10 protein-coding genes are annotated in these 17,483 nt (G+C 60.5%); 5 read left to right on the forward strand and 5 right to left on the reverse strand.

Translation table 11 applies throughout. The annotated features are described in order from the left end of the window. Positions 1–5: 5 nt before the first annotated feature. The 3 genes from ACZRN6_RS07530 to ACZRN6_RS07540 form a co-directional block, all read right to left on the reverse strand. The gene (locus tag ACZRN6_RS07530) at positions 6–1,361 is read right to left on the reverse strand and encodes a DUF3999 domain-containing protein (protein ID WP_464007596.1); all 1,356 of its coding nucleotides are present in this window, start codon (positions 1,359–1,361) and stop codon (positions 6–8) included. Continuing rightward, positions 1,361–4,885, reverse strand: coding sequence for a DUF2339 domain-containing protein (locus ACZRN6_RS07535; RefSeq protein ID WP_464007597.1), 3,525 nt, complete (start codon positions 4,883–4,885; stop codon positions 1,361–1,363). The genes ACZRN6_RS07530 and ACZRN6_RS07535 overlap by 1 nt, the downstream gene beginning before the upstream one ends. 169 nt (positions 4,886–5,054) lie before the next feature. Further along, the gene (locus ACZRN6_RS07540; RefSeq protein ID WP_322142852.1) at positions 5,055–7,505 is read right to left on the reverse strand and encodes a glycogen/starch/alpha-glucan phosphorylase; all 2,451 of its coding nucleotides are present in this window, start codon (positions 7,503–7,505) and stop codon (positions 5,055–5,057) included. A 235-nt stretch (positions 7,506–7,740) separates the two neighbouring features. Between ACZRN6_RS07540 and ACZRN6_RS07545 the strand changes: the two genes are divergently transcribed. Next, positions 7,741–8,175 carry a YkgJ family cysteine cluster protein gene (locus ACZRN6_RS07545; RefSeq protein WP_063033501.1) on the forward strand — a complete coding sequence of 145 codons (435 nt, stop codon included), beginning with the start codon at positions 7,741–7,743 and terminating at the stop codon, positions 8,173–8,175. Positions 8,176–8,358: 183 nt separating this feature from the next. Here ACZRN6_RS07545 and typA read toward each other — a convergent pair whose 3' ends face one another. Together typA and thiI are read right to left on the reverse strand one after the other, a co-directional pair. Next, a complete protein-coding gene (gene typA, locus ACZRN6_RS07550) occupies positions 8,359–10,179 on the reverse strand; it encodes a translational GTPase TypA (protein WP_464007598.1) in 1,821 nt (606 codons plus the stop codon). Positions 10,180–10,318: 139 nt separating this feature from the next. Next, complete coding sequence (gene thiI / locus ACZRN6_RS07555) at positions 10,319–11,773, reverse strand: tRNA uracil 4-sulfurtransferase ThiI (RefSeq protein ID WP_322142851.1); 1,455 nt, start codon at positions 11,771–11,773, stop codon at positions 10,319–10,321. 333 nt (positions 11,774–12,106) lie between these two features. Between thiI and glnA the strand changes: the two genes are divergently transcribed. From glnA to ntrC, 4 genes are all read left to right on the forward strand, one after another. Further along, positions 12,107–13,513 carry a glutamate--ammonia ligase gene (gene glnA / locus ACZRN6_RS07560; RefSeq protein ID WP_322142850.1) on the forward strand — a complete coding sequence of 469 codons (1,407 nt, stop codon included), beginning with the start codon at positions 12,107–12,109 and terminating at the stop codon, positions 13,511–13,513. Between the two features lie 190 nt (positions 13,514–13,703). Continuing rightward, positions 13,704–14,240, forward strand: a complete 537-nt coding sequence (locus ACZRN6_RS07565) for a chorismate mutase (protein WP_322142849.1) — start codon at positions 13,704–13,706, stop codon at positions 14,238–14,240. Between the two features lie 366 nt (positions 14,241–14,606). Continuing rightward, positions 14,607–15,692 carry a nitrogen regulation protein NR(II) gene (gene glnL, locus ACZRN6_RS07570; protein ID WP_464007599.1) on the forward strand — a complete coding sequence of 362 codons (1,086 nt, stop codon included), beginning with the start codon at positions 14,607–14,609 and terminating at the stop codon, positions 15,690–15,692. Then, complete coding sequence (gene ntrC / locus ACZRN6_RS07575) at positions 15,689–17,125, forward strand: nitrogen regulation protein NR(I) (RefSeq protein ID WP_008435682.1); 1,437 nt, start codon at positions 15,689–15,691, stop codon at positions 17,123–17,125. Before glnL ends, ntrC begins: the two co-directional genes overlap by 4 nt. Positions 17,126–17,483 lie beyond the last annotated feature (358 nt).

Consider the following 17,483-nt stretch of genomic DNA (forward strand, 5'->3'; position numbering starts at 1 on the left):
ATTATTTAACGTGCCACCGGCGGCTTGCGCAGCAAACTGTAGGCCATGGCTCCGAGCGCCGCCACACCGAGCAGCAGCACGGCCCAAAGACCGAGTTTTTTCCAGTTCGGCCCGGCCTCAACCGGGGCCGCAACCGCGGGCGAAGTCACCACCGCCTCGCCCGCCACCTTGGCCTGCCCAAGCCCGGCAAGGTGTTCGGCGCTGTAATCCGGGATCAGCGTCGACAGCGGCAAGTTCGCGCCTTTCACCGACGGATTGCCCAGCGCCAACGTGAACGGTGGCTCACCCCGCGCCAGGAACACCAATTGTGTGGCGCGCACTGCGAAGCTCAAGGTCGGCGCCTCCACACCCATGCCGCCGCCGCGTTCGTCCACGTCGAGCTTGAGCTGGGCAACCGCCTGGCCCGGCAACTGCAATTCGTTCTGTAAAACGTCCTGGCCGTTTTGCGTCAGCCGGTAGAGCAAACCACTGCTCAAGGGCTGCCAGGCCTGATTGCTCTCCCGGCGGCCCGACAAGGTGACCGGCGCCAGGCTGTTGGGTTGGCTCAGGTCGATGCGCAGACGTTCGACGTTCAGCGCGTTGGGCAACTGCCAGCTGTATTCGCCCGCCTTGAGACGGCTACCCGAGAGTGGCTGCGACCACACCAACGGCGCTGGCAAGCTATGGGCGCTGACACTTTCCAACTGCGCCGACGTCAACGCCGGTGCTGCCTGGCCTTTCCAGAGCAGGCGCAGATAACGCGCCGATTGCCCCGGCAAACTCACTTCATGCTGCTCGACGCGCTCGTCGGCAAACGACAACCGTGCCACCTGCCCCTCGCCCCACGAACGCCAGTGCTGCAAGTCGTCGCTGGCTTCGATACTGAAACGCTGGAAGCCGTCGCGCTCGCTGGTCCAGTCGAGGATCAGTTGCTGCAATGGCGCCTTGATCGCACTCGCATCGAGCAGCCAACCGCGCAGTACTTCTTCGCCCGCCTCCAGTTGGCTTGGTGGCTGCACCTGCACCAGCGTGCCGGTTGAGGTGGATTGCACACGCACGCTGGGCACGGCTTCAGTGGAGTCGGCGGCAGCGTACAGCGGGAACCATTTCACGTTGGCCAGGCTGCGGCTTTCAGTGCTTTGCGCCGACTGCCGTGCCAGCGCGTAGGCCTGCGGCTCGCCGGCTGCGTTGAACACCCGCACATCACTCAGGTCGGCCTGACGGGCGCTCAATTGCACCGCCAGCGGCAGCTCCAGGCGGTACCACGGGCCTTCGCCGCTGACCGTCAGCGGCACTCGCGTGCTGAAATCGGCGGGCGTTTCCTGGGCCCAGGCCGATAACGTTGTGCACAACCCCAACAGCGCCACACTCAGCTTGCCCATCAAGAGGCCACTCCTTCAGTTTCAACCACTGGCTCGGCGCGCTTGGGCGGCAGCGGGGCGAAATAGCCCACCACCAGCAATAGCCCGCCCACACCGATAAACGATACGATCCGCGCCAGCCCGCCACGGTTGCTCAATTCGACGAAGAACAATTTGGCGACCACCACCGCAATCAGCGCCGCACCGATCAGCCACACCTCGCGCCGATGACGCAGATGGCCGCCGATCATCAGGCTCAGGGCAATCAGGGTCCAGACGATCGACAGTCCGGCCTGCACCAGCATCGACTCCAACAGCGCATCCAGATGAAACGGCACGCCGCCCCAATGGTGAGCCGCGCGCATCACCAACGCGGTGAAGAAGGCGAACAGCGAAACACCCGCGACAGCCTGGGCGATCATCTCGGCACGCGGCCCGCGTTGCGGTGCAGCGCTACGGGACCACAGGTACACGCCCAGCAGCGCAAACAACAATCCTAGATCCAGCGGATTAAGCAGCGGCACATACGGCAGCGGCTCGGCGGTGCCGTCACTGAAGGTATTCGCCAGCCAGAACCAGCCGAGCATCAGCACTGCCAAAGGCAACGCGGCATACAACCGGTACTCGCGCGGGTAGGCCGACACCGGCCATGGCCAACTGCGCGGCGCAGCGGCCAGCACCAGGTACAGGCTCGGCAGAATTGCCCAGCCCAGCCAGCGCCATGCGTTGTATTCCTCAGACAGCAGCAACAGGCCGTAGCGCAGTTCCAGCGCCAGCACGCCGATCAGCAGCCAGCAGCCGAGCACGTGCGCAGCGCCCAGAGCTTTTTCCGGGATGACCAGAGCCAGGCGCCGCAGCGACACGAAGTGCACCGCAAACACCGCCGCCCACGCCAACCAGGCGAAATTCGCCGCCGGGTGATAACGCGAGCTCCACGCGCCCAGCAGCACCACGCCCGCCGCCGGCATCAAAAGCGTGCACAACAAGCCCAGCGACGCCCACTGCAGCCGCAGGGCCAGCAGCGCCCAGATCGCCACACTCACCGCCGCCACCGCCAACAACCACGTGCCTTGCAGCAACGGTGGCGCAAAGCGCAGTACTTCACTGACCAACGCCAACGTCCACCAGCCCGCGCCCCACACCAGCAGCACGTCGGACAAGCGCTGCAAACTCAGCGTCTCGAACGCCGGCGCATGGGCGCGACGTTGCAAACGCCACGCACCGACCAACGCCGCCAGCCCAAGCACCATCGGCGTCCAGAAACCGCTATGGCCAAGGGGACGCAAACCCTCGCTGGTCAGCGGCCCGAGCAAGTCAGGCACCGCGATCAGGAACGAAGCACCACCGATCACTTGCAGCAGCAACCCGAACACGAAACTCACGCGCTGTTGCAGGTAAAGACTCAGCCAGATGATCAACAAACCACTGGCCGCCCACACGCCGCTGGCAGTTTGCCACGGCAGTACGAACAGCACCGCGAGGTTGATCAGCACCAGCCCGGCCAACAGCACCACTGACAGGCCACGCAACAACCGCACGTCGCTGCGCACCATCGTGTCGCGCGCTGCCAGCAGCATGCCGCCGATCAACGCCAGGCCAATCAGCGAGGCGGTGAGCAAGCCGCTCCAACCGGCACTGAACACGGCGCCCGAGTCGGCGCCCGTCTGCAAGCGCAGCAGGAACAGCGCCCCGCCCAGCAGTTGTACGGCAAACGCGGTGAAGAGGAACGTGCGCGAGCCGATGCGCAGGCCGACCAGCAAAGTGGCCAGGCCCGCAATCGCCCAACTGATCGCGGTGCCTTGGGTCAACAACAGCAACGGCGCCAGCAGGTACAAAAAAACCAGGCCGACACTGGCCAACACCGGCAAGCCACGACGCTCCCACTGCGCAGCGTGCTCATCCGGGGCGTTGCGTAACTGGTAGAAACTGAACAGCAATGCGGCGCCCAGCAACAATGCACCCAACGGCGCGCCGTCCAACAGGCTGGTGTCACCAACCGCTAATTCGCTGAGGAACGCCAGCGCCGAGCCCACTTGCAACAGCAAGCCAAACGCCCGTGCCAATGGCCGCTGTTGGCGCAAGCCGAGCCAGAAGATCCCGGCGCCCTCCACCGCCCAGGCCGCCGCAGTCCAGCGCGCGTCGAGGCCCAAGGGAATCGCCAGGCTGGCAAAGATCACGCTCAGTGCCAGGCAGGTTTCCGCCAGCAGCAAAGCGCGCCCGCCACTCAACAAACGGGCCAGGCCCATGTAGATAATGCCCAGGGCCAGTGCACTGAATGCAGCGGCAAACGCCAGGTGCTGCACCAGCGCAAACTGCAGCCCGAAGCCCACCAGCGGCGGACCAAACAGCATGCTGCCGTCCACATAGTCGCCCTTGGCCGCCGACCAGCGCAGCAACGCGCCACGGCTGTCATCGTCCGGCGCGTCGCGCATCTCCAGCAACTTGCGCCGGGCGAACAGCAGGCCGATGCCCAGGTACATCAGGAAAAACACAATCAGGAACGGCTCGGTGCTCCACAACAGCTCCGGCGTATAGGAGCGCATGCCCCACGCGAAGCCGATGCCGAAGGTGCCGACAAAGCCGATCAAATTGAGCAGGCGCCAGGCCTTGAACCAGGCGATGGCGAGGATGCCGGCGTTAAGCAGCGCAAAGTAACTGAACAGCGCCACATGGTTGCCGGCGCCGGTAGATGTGAGGATCGGTGCGGCAAAACCTCCGAGTGCGGCGGCGCAAGCCAGGCCGAGGGCGTCCTGGGTAATTGCCAGGATCGCCGAGAACACCGTGACCGCCACCAGCAAGCCGAGGGCCGCGCCAGGATCGAGCAGCGGGTGCAGGCGCATCGCAGCGAACACCGTCAGGTACAGCACGGCTATGCCGGTGCCTTGCAGCATCAACCCGTAATTGCTGTTGCGCAGCCGCAGCCACCAACCCAGTCCCAGCAAGGCCAGTGCACAGCCGGCAACACCGGCGTAACGCAGCTCGATCGGCACCACCATGCCTTCAGTGGCATAGCGCAGCAGAAACGCCAGGCCGAGGAACAACAGCACCACGCCGACCCGCAGCACAGTGTTGCCGCCGAACAGCCAATTGCGAGCACCGCTGATGGCGCGTTCTATGACGTTGGGGCCGCGAGGTACCGCAGGCGCGGCAGGTTGCCCGGGGAGGCTTGGCTCAACTCTCCAGGCGTCAGCCGGCAACGGCTGGCTGGTTTCGGTGGCGACCATGACGTAGGCCGTTTGCAGTTCGGCGGGCAATTCCCAGACGAGTTCGGGCGGCGCCGGTACCGGTTCTTCGACGACGATGGGTTCGGCGGTTTCAACAGCGGCAGGCCTTTCCAGCAAGGCCAGGCGTTGCTCGACCAGCTTCAGGGCGCCCCTGGCGGACTCCAGTTGACGGGCCTGCTCATCCGTACGCGAGGCTAGCATCGACAGGCGAATCGCCTGGCCAATGCCCAAACCCAGCAGCGCACCTATGCCCGCATCACTGAACGACTCATCGAGTGTCCAGCCGAGCACCAGGCCAATCAGCATGAAAATCCATTGCATGGTCGATATCCCTAAGCAACCCGACGCGGGCAAACCGAGGCTTAGTATATCGACACAACCCAAATGTGGGCTTGCCCGCGATGCAATCTCCGCGGTTTCTCGGTAACACCGGGGTGATGCTATCGCAGGCAAGCCCAGCTCCCACACAAAGCAGCGGGATCTGCGGTGTCTAATCCAACGCTTTCCAGATCTCTGTCGCGTACTCCCGGATGGTCCGGTCCGACGAGAACCAACCCATGCGCGCGGTATTGAGCACCGCCGAGCGCCACCACTCCTTGGAGTCGTGCCAGTGAGCCTCGACCCGCGCCTGGGCATCCCAATAGGAATCGAAGTCGGCACAGACCAGAAAGCGGTCGTAGTCGATCAACGAGTCCACCAGGCCGGCATAGCGGCCCGGATCATCCGGCGAGAACACCCCGCCGCGAATCGCTTGCAGCACATCGTTCAAGCGATGGGACGCCGCGATGTCCGGCCCGGCATTGAACTCACCCGCGTGTTTGCGCGCTTCGACCTGCTGGGCGCTGAGACCGAAGATGAACATGTGATCAGCGCCCACCCGCTCGTGCATCTCGACGTTGGCGCCGTCCATGGTGCCGATGGTCAGCGCACCATTGAGGCCGAACTTCATGTTGCTGGTGCCCGAAGCCTCAAAGCCGGCAGTGGAAATCTGCTCCGACAGATCGGCCGCCGGAATGATGCTTTCCGCCAGGCTGACGTTGTAGTTGGGCAGGAACACTACCTTGAGTAAACCACGCACAGTGGGGTCGTTGTTGACGGTACGGGCGATGTCGTTGGTCAGTTTGATGATCAGCTTGGCCTGGTGATAGCTGGCAGCCGCCTTGCCGGCGAAGATCTTCACCCGAGGTACCCAGTCGGTTCCCGGCTCGGCACGGATCGCCTGGTACAGCGCGACGGTGTGCAGCAGGTTCAACAGTTGGCGCTTGTACTCGTGGATCCGCTTGACCTGCACATCGAACATCGCCGCCGGGTTGACCGAAATCCCCAAGCGCTCGTGAATGATATCGGCCAGCGCCCGCTTGCTGTGCAAACGCTGTTCGGCGAAGGCTTTGCGGAACGCTTGCTTCTCGGCAAAGGGTTCCAGCTCCACCAGGCGGGTTTCGGTGTTGTCGAGAATGTCCGGGCCCAGCGCTTCCACCAGCATCGCGGTGAGCTTGGGGTTGGCCTGGTACAGCCAGCGGCGGAAGGTGATGCCGTTGGTTTTGTTATTGATGCGGTCCGGGTAGAGCTTGTGCAGTTCGGAAAACACCGTGCTGCGCATCAACTGAGTGTGCAGGCCCGACACGCCGTTGACGCTGTGGGACCCCAGGAACGCCAGGTTACCCATGCGTACGCGGCGGCCGTTGTCTTCCTCGATCAGCGACACGGCGCGTAGCACGTCGAAGTCGTGGATGCCCTTGGCCCGCAGCGAGTCGATATGCTGGGCGTTGATCAGGTAGATGATCTGCATGTGGCGCGGCAGCATGCGTTCCATCAAGCCGACCGGCCATGTTTCCAACGCTTCCGGGAGCAAGGTGTGGTTGGTGTACGACAGGGTTTCGACAGTCACGTCCCAGGCGGCTTCCCACGGGATGTCATGCAGGTCGACCAACTGGCGCATCAACTCGGCCACCGCGATCGAGGGGTGCGTGTCGTTGAGCTGGATGGCCGCATGTTCGCCCAGGCTCAGTACCGAGCCGTGCATGTTCTTGTGGCGACGCAGCAAGTCCTGCAGCGAGGCGGAAACGAAGAAGTATTCCTGGCGCAGGCGCAGTTCCTGCCCTGCTTCGGTGCTGTCGGCCGGGTAAAGCACTCGCGAAATGCTTTCGGCGCGGGCCACTTCGGCAACGGCGCCCAGGTGGTCACCGGCATTGAAGCGTTCCAGGTGCAGGTCTTCCACGGCCCGGGCACGCCACAGGCGCAAGGTGTTGACGCTGGCGCCACGCCAGCCGACTACCGGGGTGTCGTAGGCCACGGCACGCACGGTTTCGATAGGTGTCCAGACTTGAATCAATTTGCCGGAAGCGTCCGGCAGGGTTTCCACGCTGCCGCCAAAACCGATCGGGTAGATCACTTCAGCCCGCTCGAACTCCCACGGGTTGCCGAAATCCAGCCAGCGTTCGGTTTGCTCCTGCTGCCAGCCATCGACAATCGCCTGGCGGAACAGACCGTGTTCATAACGAATGCCATAGCCGTGGCCGGCAATGCCCAGGGTCGACATGCTTTCCATGAAGCACGCTGCCAGGCGCCCAAGGCCACCGTTGCCCAGGGCCGCGTCGGGCTCCAGCAGGCGAATGCGCTCCATGTCCACACCCAGCTCGCTCATGGCCTCACGGGCCACGTCCAACAGGCCGAGGTTGCTCAGGCTGTCGTAGAGCAGCCGGCCGATCAGGAATTCCAGCGAGAGGTAATAGACCCGCTTCTGTCCCTTGCGGTAGATGTGCCGGGTGTGGTCCATCCAGTGGTCGACCATATGGTCGCGGGCGGCCAGTGCGATGGCCTCGAACCAGTCGTGGTCGAAGGCGTGGTCGGGGTCCTTGCCCACCGCGTAGGTAAGTTTGGTCAAGACGGCATCGCGAAATGCGGCTACCTCTGCTTCTCGTACAAGCGGTTCCTGAGACATCGATGCGACCTCGGGCGAGATAGAAGGAGTTGCTAGAGCCTAGACGGTCTGACAGACGGTAGACGCTCTGGTTCGGCAGTTTTTTAACTCATTCACCTTTACGTGAAATAGATGCAGGGGCCGTGCCCGTTTGTGGCCCGGGGTAGCCTTCGAGCTGAAACCCGCAAGATATTGTTCAAAAAAACACCAACTCCGGTATGATCCCGCGCCGGATAACACCCCTCTTGGAAACCTGATGAAGCCTCAACTGATCGCCGCCGCGGAACTCGACCGTCTCGAGACTTGGCAGAAATACTCAAGCCATATGTGTGGCGGCTGCGTGTCGAGCTGCTGCACCCTGCCGGTTGAGGTGAAGATCAAGGACCTGATCCGCATCGGCATCGTCGATGAGTTCGAGCGTGGCGACCCGCCGAAGAACATCGCCAAGCGCTTGCAGAAAGAAGGCATCGTGGAGCGCTTCAACGCCAAATCCGAGATCTTTACCCTGCAGCGCATGAGCAACAACGACTGCCTGTACCTGGATCGTAAGAGCCGTTTCTGCACTATTTATGACAAGCGCCCGGATACTTGCCGCAATCACCCAAAAATCGGACCGCGGCCGGGGTATTGCGCCTATAAGCCGAAGGAAGTGGTGCGCGAGACTAATCATCGGACGCTCGACAAATTCTAATTTTCTGTTGCCTTGCAGATAGCTATCGCAGGCAAGCCAGCTCCCACATTTGAAATGCGTTCCAAATGTGGGAGCTGGCTTGCCTGCGATGGGGCCGGGACAATCACCACACAAACCCCAGACAAACAAAAACGCCCCCGACCTTGCGGTCGGGGGCGTTTTTTTGCCAGCTAACTAAATGACTTAGTTACCGGATTTTTTCGCAGCGCGGGTACGCTCGCTTTCGCCCAGGATCTTCTTGCGAAGACGGATGGACTTAGGAGTGACTTCGCACAATTCGTCTTCTTGAACGAATTCCAGAGCCTGTTCCAGGGTGAAGCGGATAGGCGGAACCAAAGCGATGGTTTCGTCTTTACCCGAGGCACGCATGTTGTCGAGCTTCTTGCCCTTGGTTGGGTTAACGCCCAGGTCGTTGTCGCGGCTGTTGATGCCGACGATTTGACCTTCGTACACGTCTTCACCGTGACCCAGGAACAGTTTGCCGCGAGCCTGCAGGGTTTCCAGCGAGTAAGTCAGCGCCTTACCGGTAGCCACCGAAACCAGCACGCCGTTCTGACGGCCGGACATGTCGCCGGACTTCATCACGTCGTAACGGTCGAAGATCGAGGTCAGGATGCCTGCACCGGAGGTCAGGGTCAGGAACTCGTTACGGAAACCGATCAAGCCACGCGCCGGGATGTTGTACTCAAGGCGCACACGGCCCTTGCCATCCGGAACCATGTTGGTCAGGTCGCCTTTACGGATACCGATCTGTTCCATGATCGAACCCTGGGATTCTTCCGGCAGGTCGATGGTCACGTTTTCGTAAGGTTCGTGCTTGACGCCGTCAACCATGCGGATGATCACTTCCGGACGACCAACACCCATTTCGAAGCCTTCGCGACGCATGGTTTCGATCAGTACCGAGAGGTGCAGCTCACCACGGCCGGAGACTTTGAACTTGTCGGCGGTGTCGCCTTCTTCAACGCGCAGGGCAACGTTGTAGAGCAGTTCTTTGTCCAGACGCTCTTTGATGTTACGGCTGGTGACGAACTTGCCTTCACGGCCGCAGAACGGCGAGTCGTTAACCTGGAAGGTCATCGAAACGGTTGGTTCGTCAACGGTCAGCGGCTTCATCGCTTCAACGCTCTGTGGGTCGCACAGGGTGTCGGAGATGAACAGCTGGTCGAAGCCGCTGATGCAGACGATGTCGCCGGCAGCTGCTTCTTCAACGTCTACACGGTGCAGACCGTGGTGACCCATCAGCTTCAGGATACGGCCGTTACGGCGCTTGCCATCAGCATCGATCGCCACAACCGGAGTGTTCGGCTTGACGCGACCACGAGCAATACGGCCAACGCCGATGATGCCCAGGAAGCTGTTGTAGTCCAGTGCGGAGATTTGCATCTGGAACGGACCATCGCGGTCGACTTTCGGCGCAGGTACGTTGTCGACGATCGACTGGTACAGCGGGGTCATGTCTTCAGCCATGTCGGTGTGTTCCAGACCGGCAATGCCGTTCAGGGCCGAGGCGTAGACGACTTTGAAGTCCAGCTGTTCTTCGGTGGCACCGAGGTTGTCGAACAGGTCGAAGATCTGGTCCAGAACCCAGTCCGGACGCGCGCCTGGACGGTCAACCTTGTTGATTACCACGATTGGACGCAGGCCGGCTTCGAAAGCCTTCTTGGTCACGAAACGGGTTTGCGGCATAGGGCCGTCTTGGGCATCGACCAGCAGCAGAACGGAGTCAACCATCGACATTACGCGTTCAACTTCGCCGCCGAAGTCGGCGTGGCCCGGGGTGTCCACGATGTTGATGTGGTAGCCGTTCCAGTTGATGGCGGTGTTTTTCGCCAGAATGGTAATACCGCGCTCTTTCTCCTGGTCGTTGGAGTCCATCACGCGCTCGTCGTTGAGCTCGTTGCGCTCCAGGGTGCCGGATTGACGCAAGAGTTTGTCTACCAGGGTGGTCTTACCATGGTCAACGTGAGCAATGATGGCGATGTTGCGTAGATTTTCGATCACTTGTGTATCTCGATCAGAGGATTCGGTGTGCTGACAGGTCGTGGCAGCGATTAACAGTAGAGTCAGGCCTTGCCGTTACAGCTTGACGGCAGAGTCGGGGGGCCGGTGACGCAGGCCACAGGCAAACAGCCCCGGGCTCTTAGCTCGGTCGATAAACGCGCACATTGGCATGCCCCTCACTGAGCAAATGGTGGGCATGCAGGCGACTCATCACGCCTTTGTCGCAATACAACAGGTACTGACGGCTGTCATCCAGTTCCTTGAAACGCGCATTCAATGCATAGAACGGCAACGTTTGTACGTCGATGCCAGCGATTTCCAGCGGCTCGTCTTCAGCGGCATCCGGGTGACGGATGTCGATGATGATCTGACCGGCCAGAGCCTCGCTGACTTCTTCGATCTGCAAATCCTGGCCCAACTCGTCGATAACCCGATCGATCGGCACCAGTTTGGCGTTCTCAAGCGCACGCTCGAGCACCGCCATGTCGAACTGTTGTTCTTCGTACTCCACGCGGTTGCGCTTGGCGTGCGTCTTGGGGTTCACCGAGATGACCCCGCAATATTCCGGCATGTGCTTGGCGAAATCCGCCGTGCCGATCTGGGTCGCCAGGTCGATGATGTCTTGCTTGTGACTGGCGATCAGCGGGCGCAATACCAGCTTCTCGGTCACAGAGTCGATCAACGACAGGTTCGGCAGGGTCTGGCTGGACACCTGGGAAATCGCCTCACCGGTGACCAGTGCGTCGATTTCCAGCCGATCCGCGATTCGGGACGCAGCGCGCAACATCATACGCTTCAATACTACGCCCATATGACTGTTATCGACTTTCCCGAGAATTTCTCCCAGGACTTCCTCAAACGGTACGCTGACAAACAGCACCCGTTGCGAGCTGCCGTACTTCTTCCAGATGTAATGCGCGACTTCCATCACGCCCAATTCGTGTGCACGCCCGCCCAGGTTGAAGAAGCAGAAGTGGCTCATCAGCCCGCGGCGCATGATCTGGTAGGCCGCCACGGTGGAATCGAAACCGCCGGACATCAATACCAGGGTCTGTTCCAGTGCACCCAGCGGGTAGCCGCCGATGCTGTTGTGCTGGCTGTGAATCACAAACAACCGTTGGTCGCGAATTTCCATGCGCACTTCAATTTGCGGCTCTTTCAGGGAAATTCCGGCGGCGCCGCACTCGCGACGCAGCTTGCTGCCAACGTATTTCTCTACATCCATGGAGGTGAACGGATGCTTGCCGGCGCGCTTGCAACGCACCGAAAAAACCTTGCCGGCCAGCACATCGCCGTAGTGCTGTTTGCACTTTTCGGTGATGTCATCGAAGTCGCCCAGCGGGTACTCGTCAACCTGCAGGAAATGCGCGATGCCCGGCACGCAGCTCAGGCGCTCGGTCATGTCCTTCAAGGCCTTGGGGTCTGTGAGGCGGGTTTCCAGCTCGAGATTGTCCCACACACCATTCACCACCACAGCCGGGTCCAGATCGCGGAGCACGGCACGGATGTTTTTGGCCAATTGACGGATGAAACGCATCCGTACCGGTCGGCTCTTGATGGTGATCTCGGGGAAGACTTTAACGATTAATTTCATGAAAACAGCGCGCGCAGGCCCAGCCGAAAAAGGGGGGCGCGGATTATAGCGGAAATCGCTCAAGGTTTAACCAGTTAATATGCAACGGACCTTTAGCGCACCAAAACGGGTCATAAATGAAAATAAGCGCTACATTGCGGTGCGCAATTTATTCCGTTTCAGCGGATTGCACCTTTATAGGGGCGATTTTGTGGCAAAAAACCCATGTCGGGGCACTGGCATGCAATTTGCTCTCTTGTGAGGCAGGTTGCCTTGGTCGAGTATTCGCGCCGGCATCACCCACATTCTAAGGGCTACTCCACTACCCCAGCCCGAAGCCACCCGGAGGACACTATGTCGAAGTCGGTTCAACTCATCAAAGATCATGACGTCAAATGGATTGATCTGCGCTTCACGGACACAAAAGGCACTCAGCACCACGTGACCATGCCGGCTCGCGACGCGCTGGATGACGCCTTCTTCGAAGAAGGCAAAATGTTCGACGGCTCCTCCATTGCTGGCTGGAAAGGCATCGAAGCTTCCGACATGATCCTGATGCCGGACGACAGCACCGCCGTACTCGACCCGTTCACCGAAGACCCAACGCTGATCATCGTCTGCGACGTGATCGAGCCTTCGACCATGCAAGGCTACGACCGTGACCCACGTGCGATCGCCAAGCGTGCCGAGGAATACCTGAAGTCGACCGGTATCGGCGACACCGTATTCGTAGGTCCGGAACCAGAGTTCTTCATCTTTGATTCGGTCAAGTTCAAGTCCGACATCTCTGGCTCCATGTTCAAGATCTTCTCTGAACAAGGTTCGTGGATGTCCGACCAGGACATCGAAGGCGGCAACAAAGGCCACCGTCCAGGCGTCAAAGGTGGTTACTTCCCGGTTCCGCCATTCGACCACGACCACGAAATCCGTACCTCCATGTGCAACGCCATGGAAGAGATGGGCCTGGTCATCGAAGTTCACCACCACGAAGTGGCAACTGCCGGCCAGAACGAAATCGGTGTGAAGTTCAACACCCTGGTAGCCAAGGCTGACGAAGTTCAGACCCTGAAGTACTGCGTACACAACGTGGCTGATGCCTACGGCCGTACCGCTACCTTCATGCCTAAGCCACTGTACGGCGATAACGGTTCGGGTATGCACGTTCACCTGTCCATCGCCAAAGATGGCAAGAACACCTTCGCTGGCGAAGGTTATGCCGGCCTGTCCGACACTGCCCTGTACTTCATCGGCGGTATCATCAAGCACGGTAAGGCACTGAACGGCTTCACCAACCCGTCGACCAACTCCTACAAGCGTCTGGTCCCAGGTTTCGAAGCGCCGGTAATGCTGGCCTACTCGGCTCGCAACCGTTCCGCTTCGATCCGTATTCCTTACGTGTCCAGCCCTCGTGCTCGCCGTATCGAAGCCCGCTTCCCGGATCCGGCAGCCAACCCGTACCTGGCCTTCGCAGCCCTGGTAATGGCCGGCCTGGACGGTATCCAGAACAAGATTCACCCAGGCGACGCCGCCGACAAAAACTTGTACGACCTGCCGCCTGAAGAGGCCAAAGAGATCCCACAAGTGTGCGGCAGCCTGAAAGAAGCCCTGGAAGAGCTGGACAAGGGCCGTGCGTTCCTGACCAAAGGCGGCGTGTTCAGCGACGACTTTATCGATGCCTACATCGCCCTGAAAAGCGAAGAAGAAATCAAGGTCCGCACCTTCGTACACCCACTGGAATACGAGCTGTACTACAGCTGCTGATCCGGTAGCGCCGCTTAACGTGGCGTGATGAAAAAGACCTCCTTCGGGAGGTCTTTTTTTTGCCCCGCAAAACCCTGTGGGAGCGGGCTTGCCCGCGAAAAATCCAAAGGCACCGCATTTCTTCAATATTTACGCGTTATCGTTAACGACCTTCGCGAGCAAGCTCGCTCCTACAGAAGAGGAATCTGCCTTGAAATTTAAACTTGGGTTCATCTTGCTGGCCATCAGCGCCAATGTATTCGCAGCACCACCCACCCTCGCCCCACTGCTCGACAGCATCGCCGAACGCCTGGCGATTGCCGACCAGGTGGCCCTGAGCAAATGGGACAGCCACAAGCCCGTTGAAGACCGTGCACGGGAGCAGGACGTGATTGCCAGCGTCGTTGCCCAGGCGCCGAGCTACAAACTGGCACCGGCGCAGGCCGAGCAGTTTTTCTCGGCCCAGATCGAAGCGAACAAACTGGTGCAATACGCCCACCTGTCCGACTGGCGGCTGCAAGGCAAGGCACCCAATGACCCGCGCCCGGATCTGGTCGGCCAAATTCGCCCTGAACTGGACCTGCTGCAAAAGCGCCTGCTGCAACAGCTTGCAGACTTCACCCCCGAGCGCAGCAACCCACAATGTCCACAATGGCTGGCCCAGGCTAATCACCAGCCATCCCGAGATACGTTGCACCAGTTAGCAATGATCCGCGCCACCGCCGAACTATGCGTCTACAAGAACTAAACCTGCGAACCCAATCAAAAATGTAGGAGCTGGCTTGCCTGCGATAGCGGTGTGTCAGCACCCAAAATACCAACTGGTAGTCAGCTATCGCTGGCAAGCCAGCTCCCACAGGTTTCAGTGAAACGAGTTCCTGAACAGAATTTCCAAAACCGCACTATATTGGTGCAATAGGTTGCACCCTTCCCACTTACCCAGCCCATTTTGGTTCGAAACTTCCCGCCGGAGCTGGCAGAACGCCACAGTTTCGCGCCTTAAACCCCCATTTCAAGGCATTAACGCTTCTTTTCGGAGCCTTGGTTTGGTTTTTGCATTTTCCTTGTATCAGCGTGTGCCTCAAGCCCGCGCCTTGCTCCAAAAGAGGTCCTAATGACCATCAGCGACGCACTGCACCGCCTGCTACTCGACAACCTGACCACCGCGACCATTCTGCTCAATGACGAACTTCGTCTTGAGTACATGAACCCGGCGGCGGAGATGCTGCTGGCCATCAGCGGACAGCGCAGCCATGGGCAATTTATCAGTGAACTGTTCACCGAATCGGCCGAGGCCTTGAGCTCGTTGCGCCAGGCCGTGGAGCAGGCGCACCCGTTTACCAAGCGCGAAGCGATGCTCACCGCCCTCACCGGCCAGACCCTGACCGTCGACTACGCGGTAACACCGATCCTGAGCCACGGCGCCACCTTGCTGCTGCTGGAGGTGCATCCCCGTGATCGCCTGCTGCGCATCACCAAGGAAGAGGCGCAACTGTCCAAGCAGGAAACCAGCAAGATGCTGGTGCGCGGCCTCGCCCATGAGATCAAGAACCCGCTGGGCGGGATTCGCGGCGCCGCACAGTTGCTGGCCCGTGAACTGCCGGACGAGAACCTGAAGGACTACACCAACGTCATCATCGAGGAAGCCGACCGCCTGCGTAACCTGGTAGACCGCATGCTCGGCTCCAACAAGCTGCCATCGCTGGCGATGACCAACGTGCACGAAGTGCTGGAGCGCGTTTGCCAACTGGTGGATGCCGAAAGCCAGGGTTGCATCACCTTGGTGCGCGACTATGACCCGAGCATTCCCGACGTATTGATCGACCGCGAACAGATGATTCAGGCGGTGCTCAATATCGTGCGCAACGCGATGCAGGCCATCAGCAGCCAGAACGAACTGCGCCTGGGCCGCATCAGCCTGCGTACCCGTGCCCTGCGCCAGTTCACCATCGGCCACGTGCGCCATCGCCTGGTGACCAAGGTCGAGATCATCGACAACGGCCCCGGCATCCCTGCAGAGCTGCAGGAAACCATCTTTTTCCCAATGGTCAGCGGCCGCCCGGACGGTACCGGGCTCGGCCTGGCCATTACCCAGAACATCATCAGCCAGCACCAGGGTTTGATCGAGTGTGAGAGCCATCCCGGCCACACCACGTTCTCGGTCTTTCTGCCACTGGAACAAGGAGCCCCATCGACATGAGCCGTAGTGAAACTGTCTGGATCGTCGATGACGACCGTTCTATCCGCTGGGTCCTGGAGAAAGCCTTGCAACAGGAAGGCATGACCACCCAGAGCTTCGACAGCGCCGACGGGGTGATGAGCCGCCTGGCTCGCCAGCAGCCTGACGTGATCATCTCCGACATCCGCATGCCTGGCGCCAGTGGCCTGGACCTGCTTGCACGGATTCGCGAGCAGCACCCGCGCTTGCCGGTGATCATCATGACTGCGCACTCGGACCTGGACAGCGCTGTCGCGTCCTATCAGGGCGGCGCCTTTGAATACCTGCCGAAACCGTTCGACGTGGACGAAGCAGTGGCGCTGGTAAAACGCGCCAACCAGCACGCACAGGAACAGCAGAACCAGGAAGCCCCGCCGGCCCTGACCCGTACTCCGGAAATCATCGGCGAAGCACCGGCGATGCAGGAAGTGTTTCGCGCCATCGGGCGCTTGAGCCACTCCAACATCACTGTGCTGATCAACGGCGAGTCGGGCACCGGTAAAGAGCTGGTGGCCCACGCCCTGCATCGTCACAGCCCACGGGCCGCGTCGCCGTTCATTGCGTTGAACATGGCGGCGATTCCCAAAGACTTGATGGAGTCGGAGCTGTTCGGCCATGAAAAAGGCGCGTTCACCGGCGCGGCCAACCTGCGCCGTGGCCGCTTTGAACAAGCCGATGGCGGCACGCTGTTCCTCGATGAAATCGGCGACATGCCGGCCGACACCCAGACGCGCTTGCTGCGGGTACTGGCCGACGGCGAGTTTTACCGCGTAGGCGGGCACACGCCGGTCAAGGTCGACGTACGCATCATCGCCGCGACTCACCAGAACCTCGAAACCCTGGTGCACGCCGGCAAATTCCGTGAAGACTTGTTCCACCGCCTGAACGTAATCCGCATCCACATCCCACGGATGTCGGACCGCCGCGAAGACATCCCGACCCTGGCCCGGCACTTCCTCAGCCGCGCTGCCCAGGAGCTGGCCGTCGAGCCCAAGCTGCTGAAAAGCGAGACCGAGGAGTACCTGAAGAACCTGCCATGGCCGGGCAACGTGCGTCAGCTGGAGAACACCTGCCGCTGGATCACGGTGATGGCGTCGGGGCGCGAAGTGCATATCAGCGATTTGCCGCCCGAGCTGTTGAGCCTGCCTCAGGATTCGGCACCGGTGACCAACTGGGAGCAGGCGCTGCGCCAGTGGGCCGACCAGGCTCTGGCACGTGGCCAGTCGAACCTGCTGGACAGCGCTGTGCCGGCCTTCGAGCGGATCATGATCGAAACCGCCCTCAAGCATACCGCCGGCCGTCGTCGCGACGCCGCCGTGCTGCTGGGCTGGGGCCGTAACACCCTGACTCGCAAGATCAAGGAGCTGGGGATGAAGGTCGACGGCGGGGATGATGATGAGGGTGATGAGGCCTGATCACTAATCCCTGATCCACTGAAGATCTAATGTGGGAGCAAGCCAGCTCCCACATTTGTTTTGTACCAGACTAACGACCGTGCACCGCTTCAATGCACCACGAACCGGCATCGCGCACAGATCCAACGCTTGAAACACCAACCTTGTTAAGAAAATATTAAAATCCAAAAAAGCCAAAGCCCCGTATTCCGGGGCTTTGCGCTTTATGAAGATTTTTTTTGGCACCACTTCGCAGTTCTGGCACGCGCCCTGCAATAACCCTGTTACTACCCAGTTTCGGGGACCTTGGTACAGGCAGGCCGAGAATCCCCTCTTTACACCCGGGGTGCTTGATGCGGATCGCGTCGCGCCCCACACC

It is taken from the genome of Pseudomonas sp. A125, from assembly GCF_055409485.1.

Coding starts and splice junctions, on each gene's coding strand:
- glnA (WP_322142850.1), top strand. CDS start 12,107: ATGTCGAAGTCGGTTCAACTCATCAAAGATCATGACGTCAAATGGATT.
- ACZRN6_RS07535 (WP_464007597.1), bottom strand. CDS start 4,885: ATGCAATGGATTTTCATGCTGATTGGCCTGGTGCTCGGCTGGACACTC.
- ntrC (WP_008435682.1), top strand. CDS start 15,689: ATGAGCCGTAGTGAAACTGTCTGGATCGTCGATGACGACCGTTCTATC.
- ACZRN6_RS07530 (WP_464007596.1), bottom strand. CDS start 1,361: ATGGGCAAGCTGAGTGTGGCGCTGTTGGGGTTGTGCACAACGTTATCG.
- thiI (WP_322142851.1), bottom strand. CDS start 11,773: ATGAAATTAATCGTTAAAGTCTTCCCCGAGATCACCATCAAGAGCCGA.
- ACZRN6_RS07545 (WP_063033501.1), top strand. CDS start 7,741: ATGAAGCCTCAACTGATCGCCGCCGCGGAACTCGACCGTCTCGAGACT.
- glnL (WP_464007599.1), top strand. CDS start 14,607: ATGACCATCAGCGACGCACTGCACCGCCTGCTACTCGACAACCTGACC.
- ACZRN6_RS07540 (WP_322142852.1), bottom strand. CDS start 7,505: ATGTCTCAGGAACCGCTTGTACGAGAAGCAGAGGTAGCCGCATTTCGC.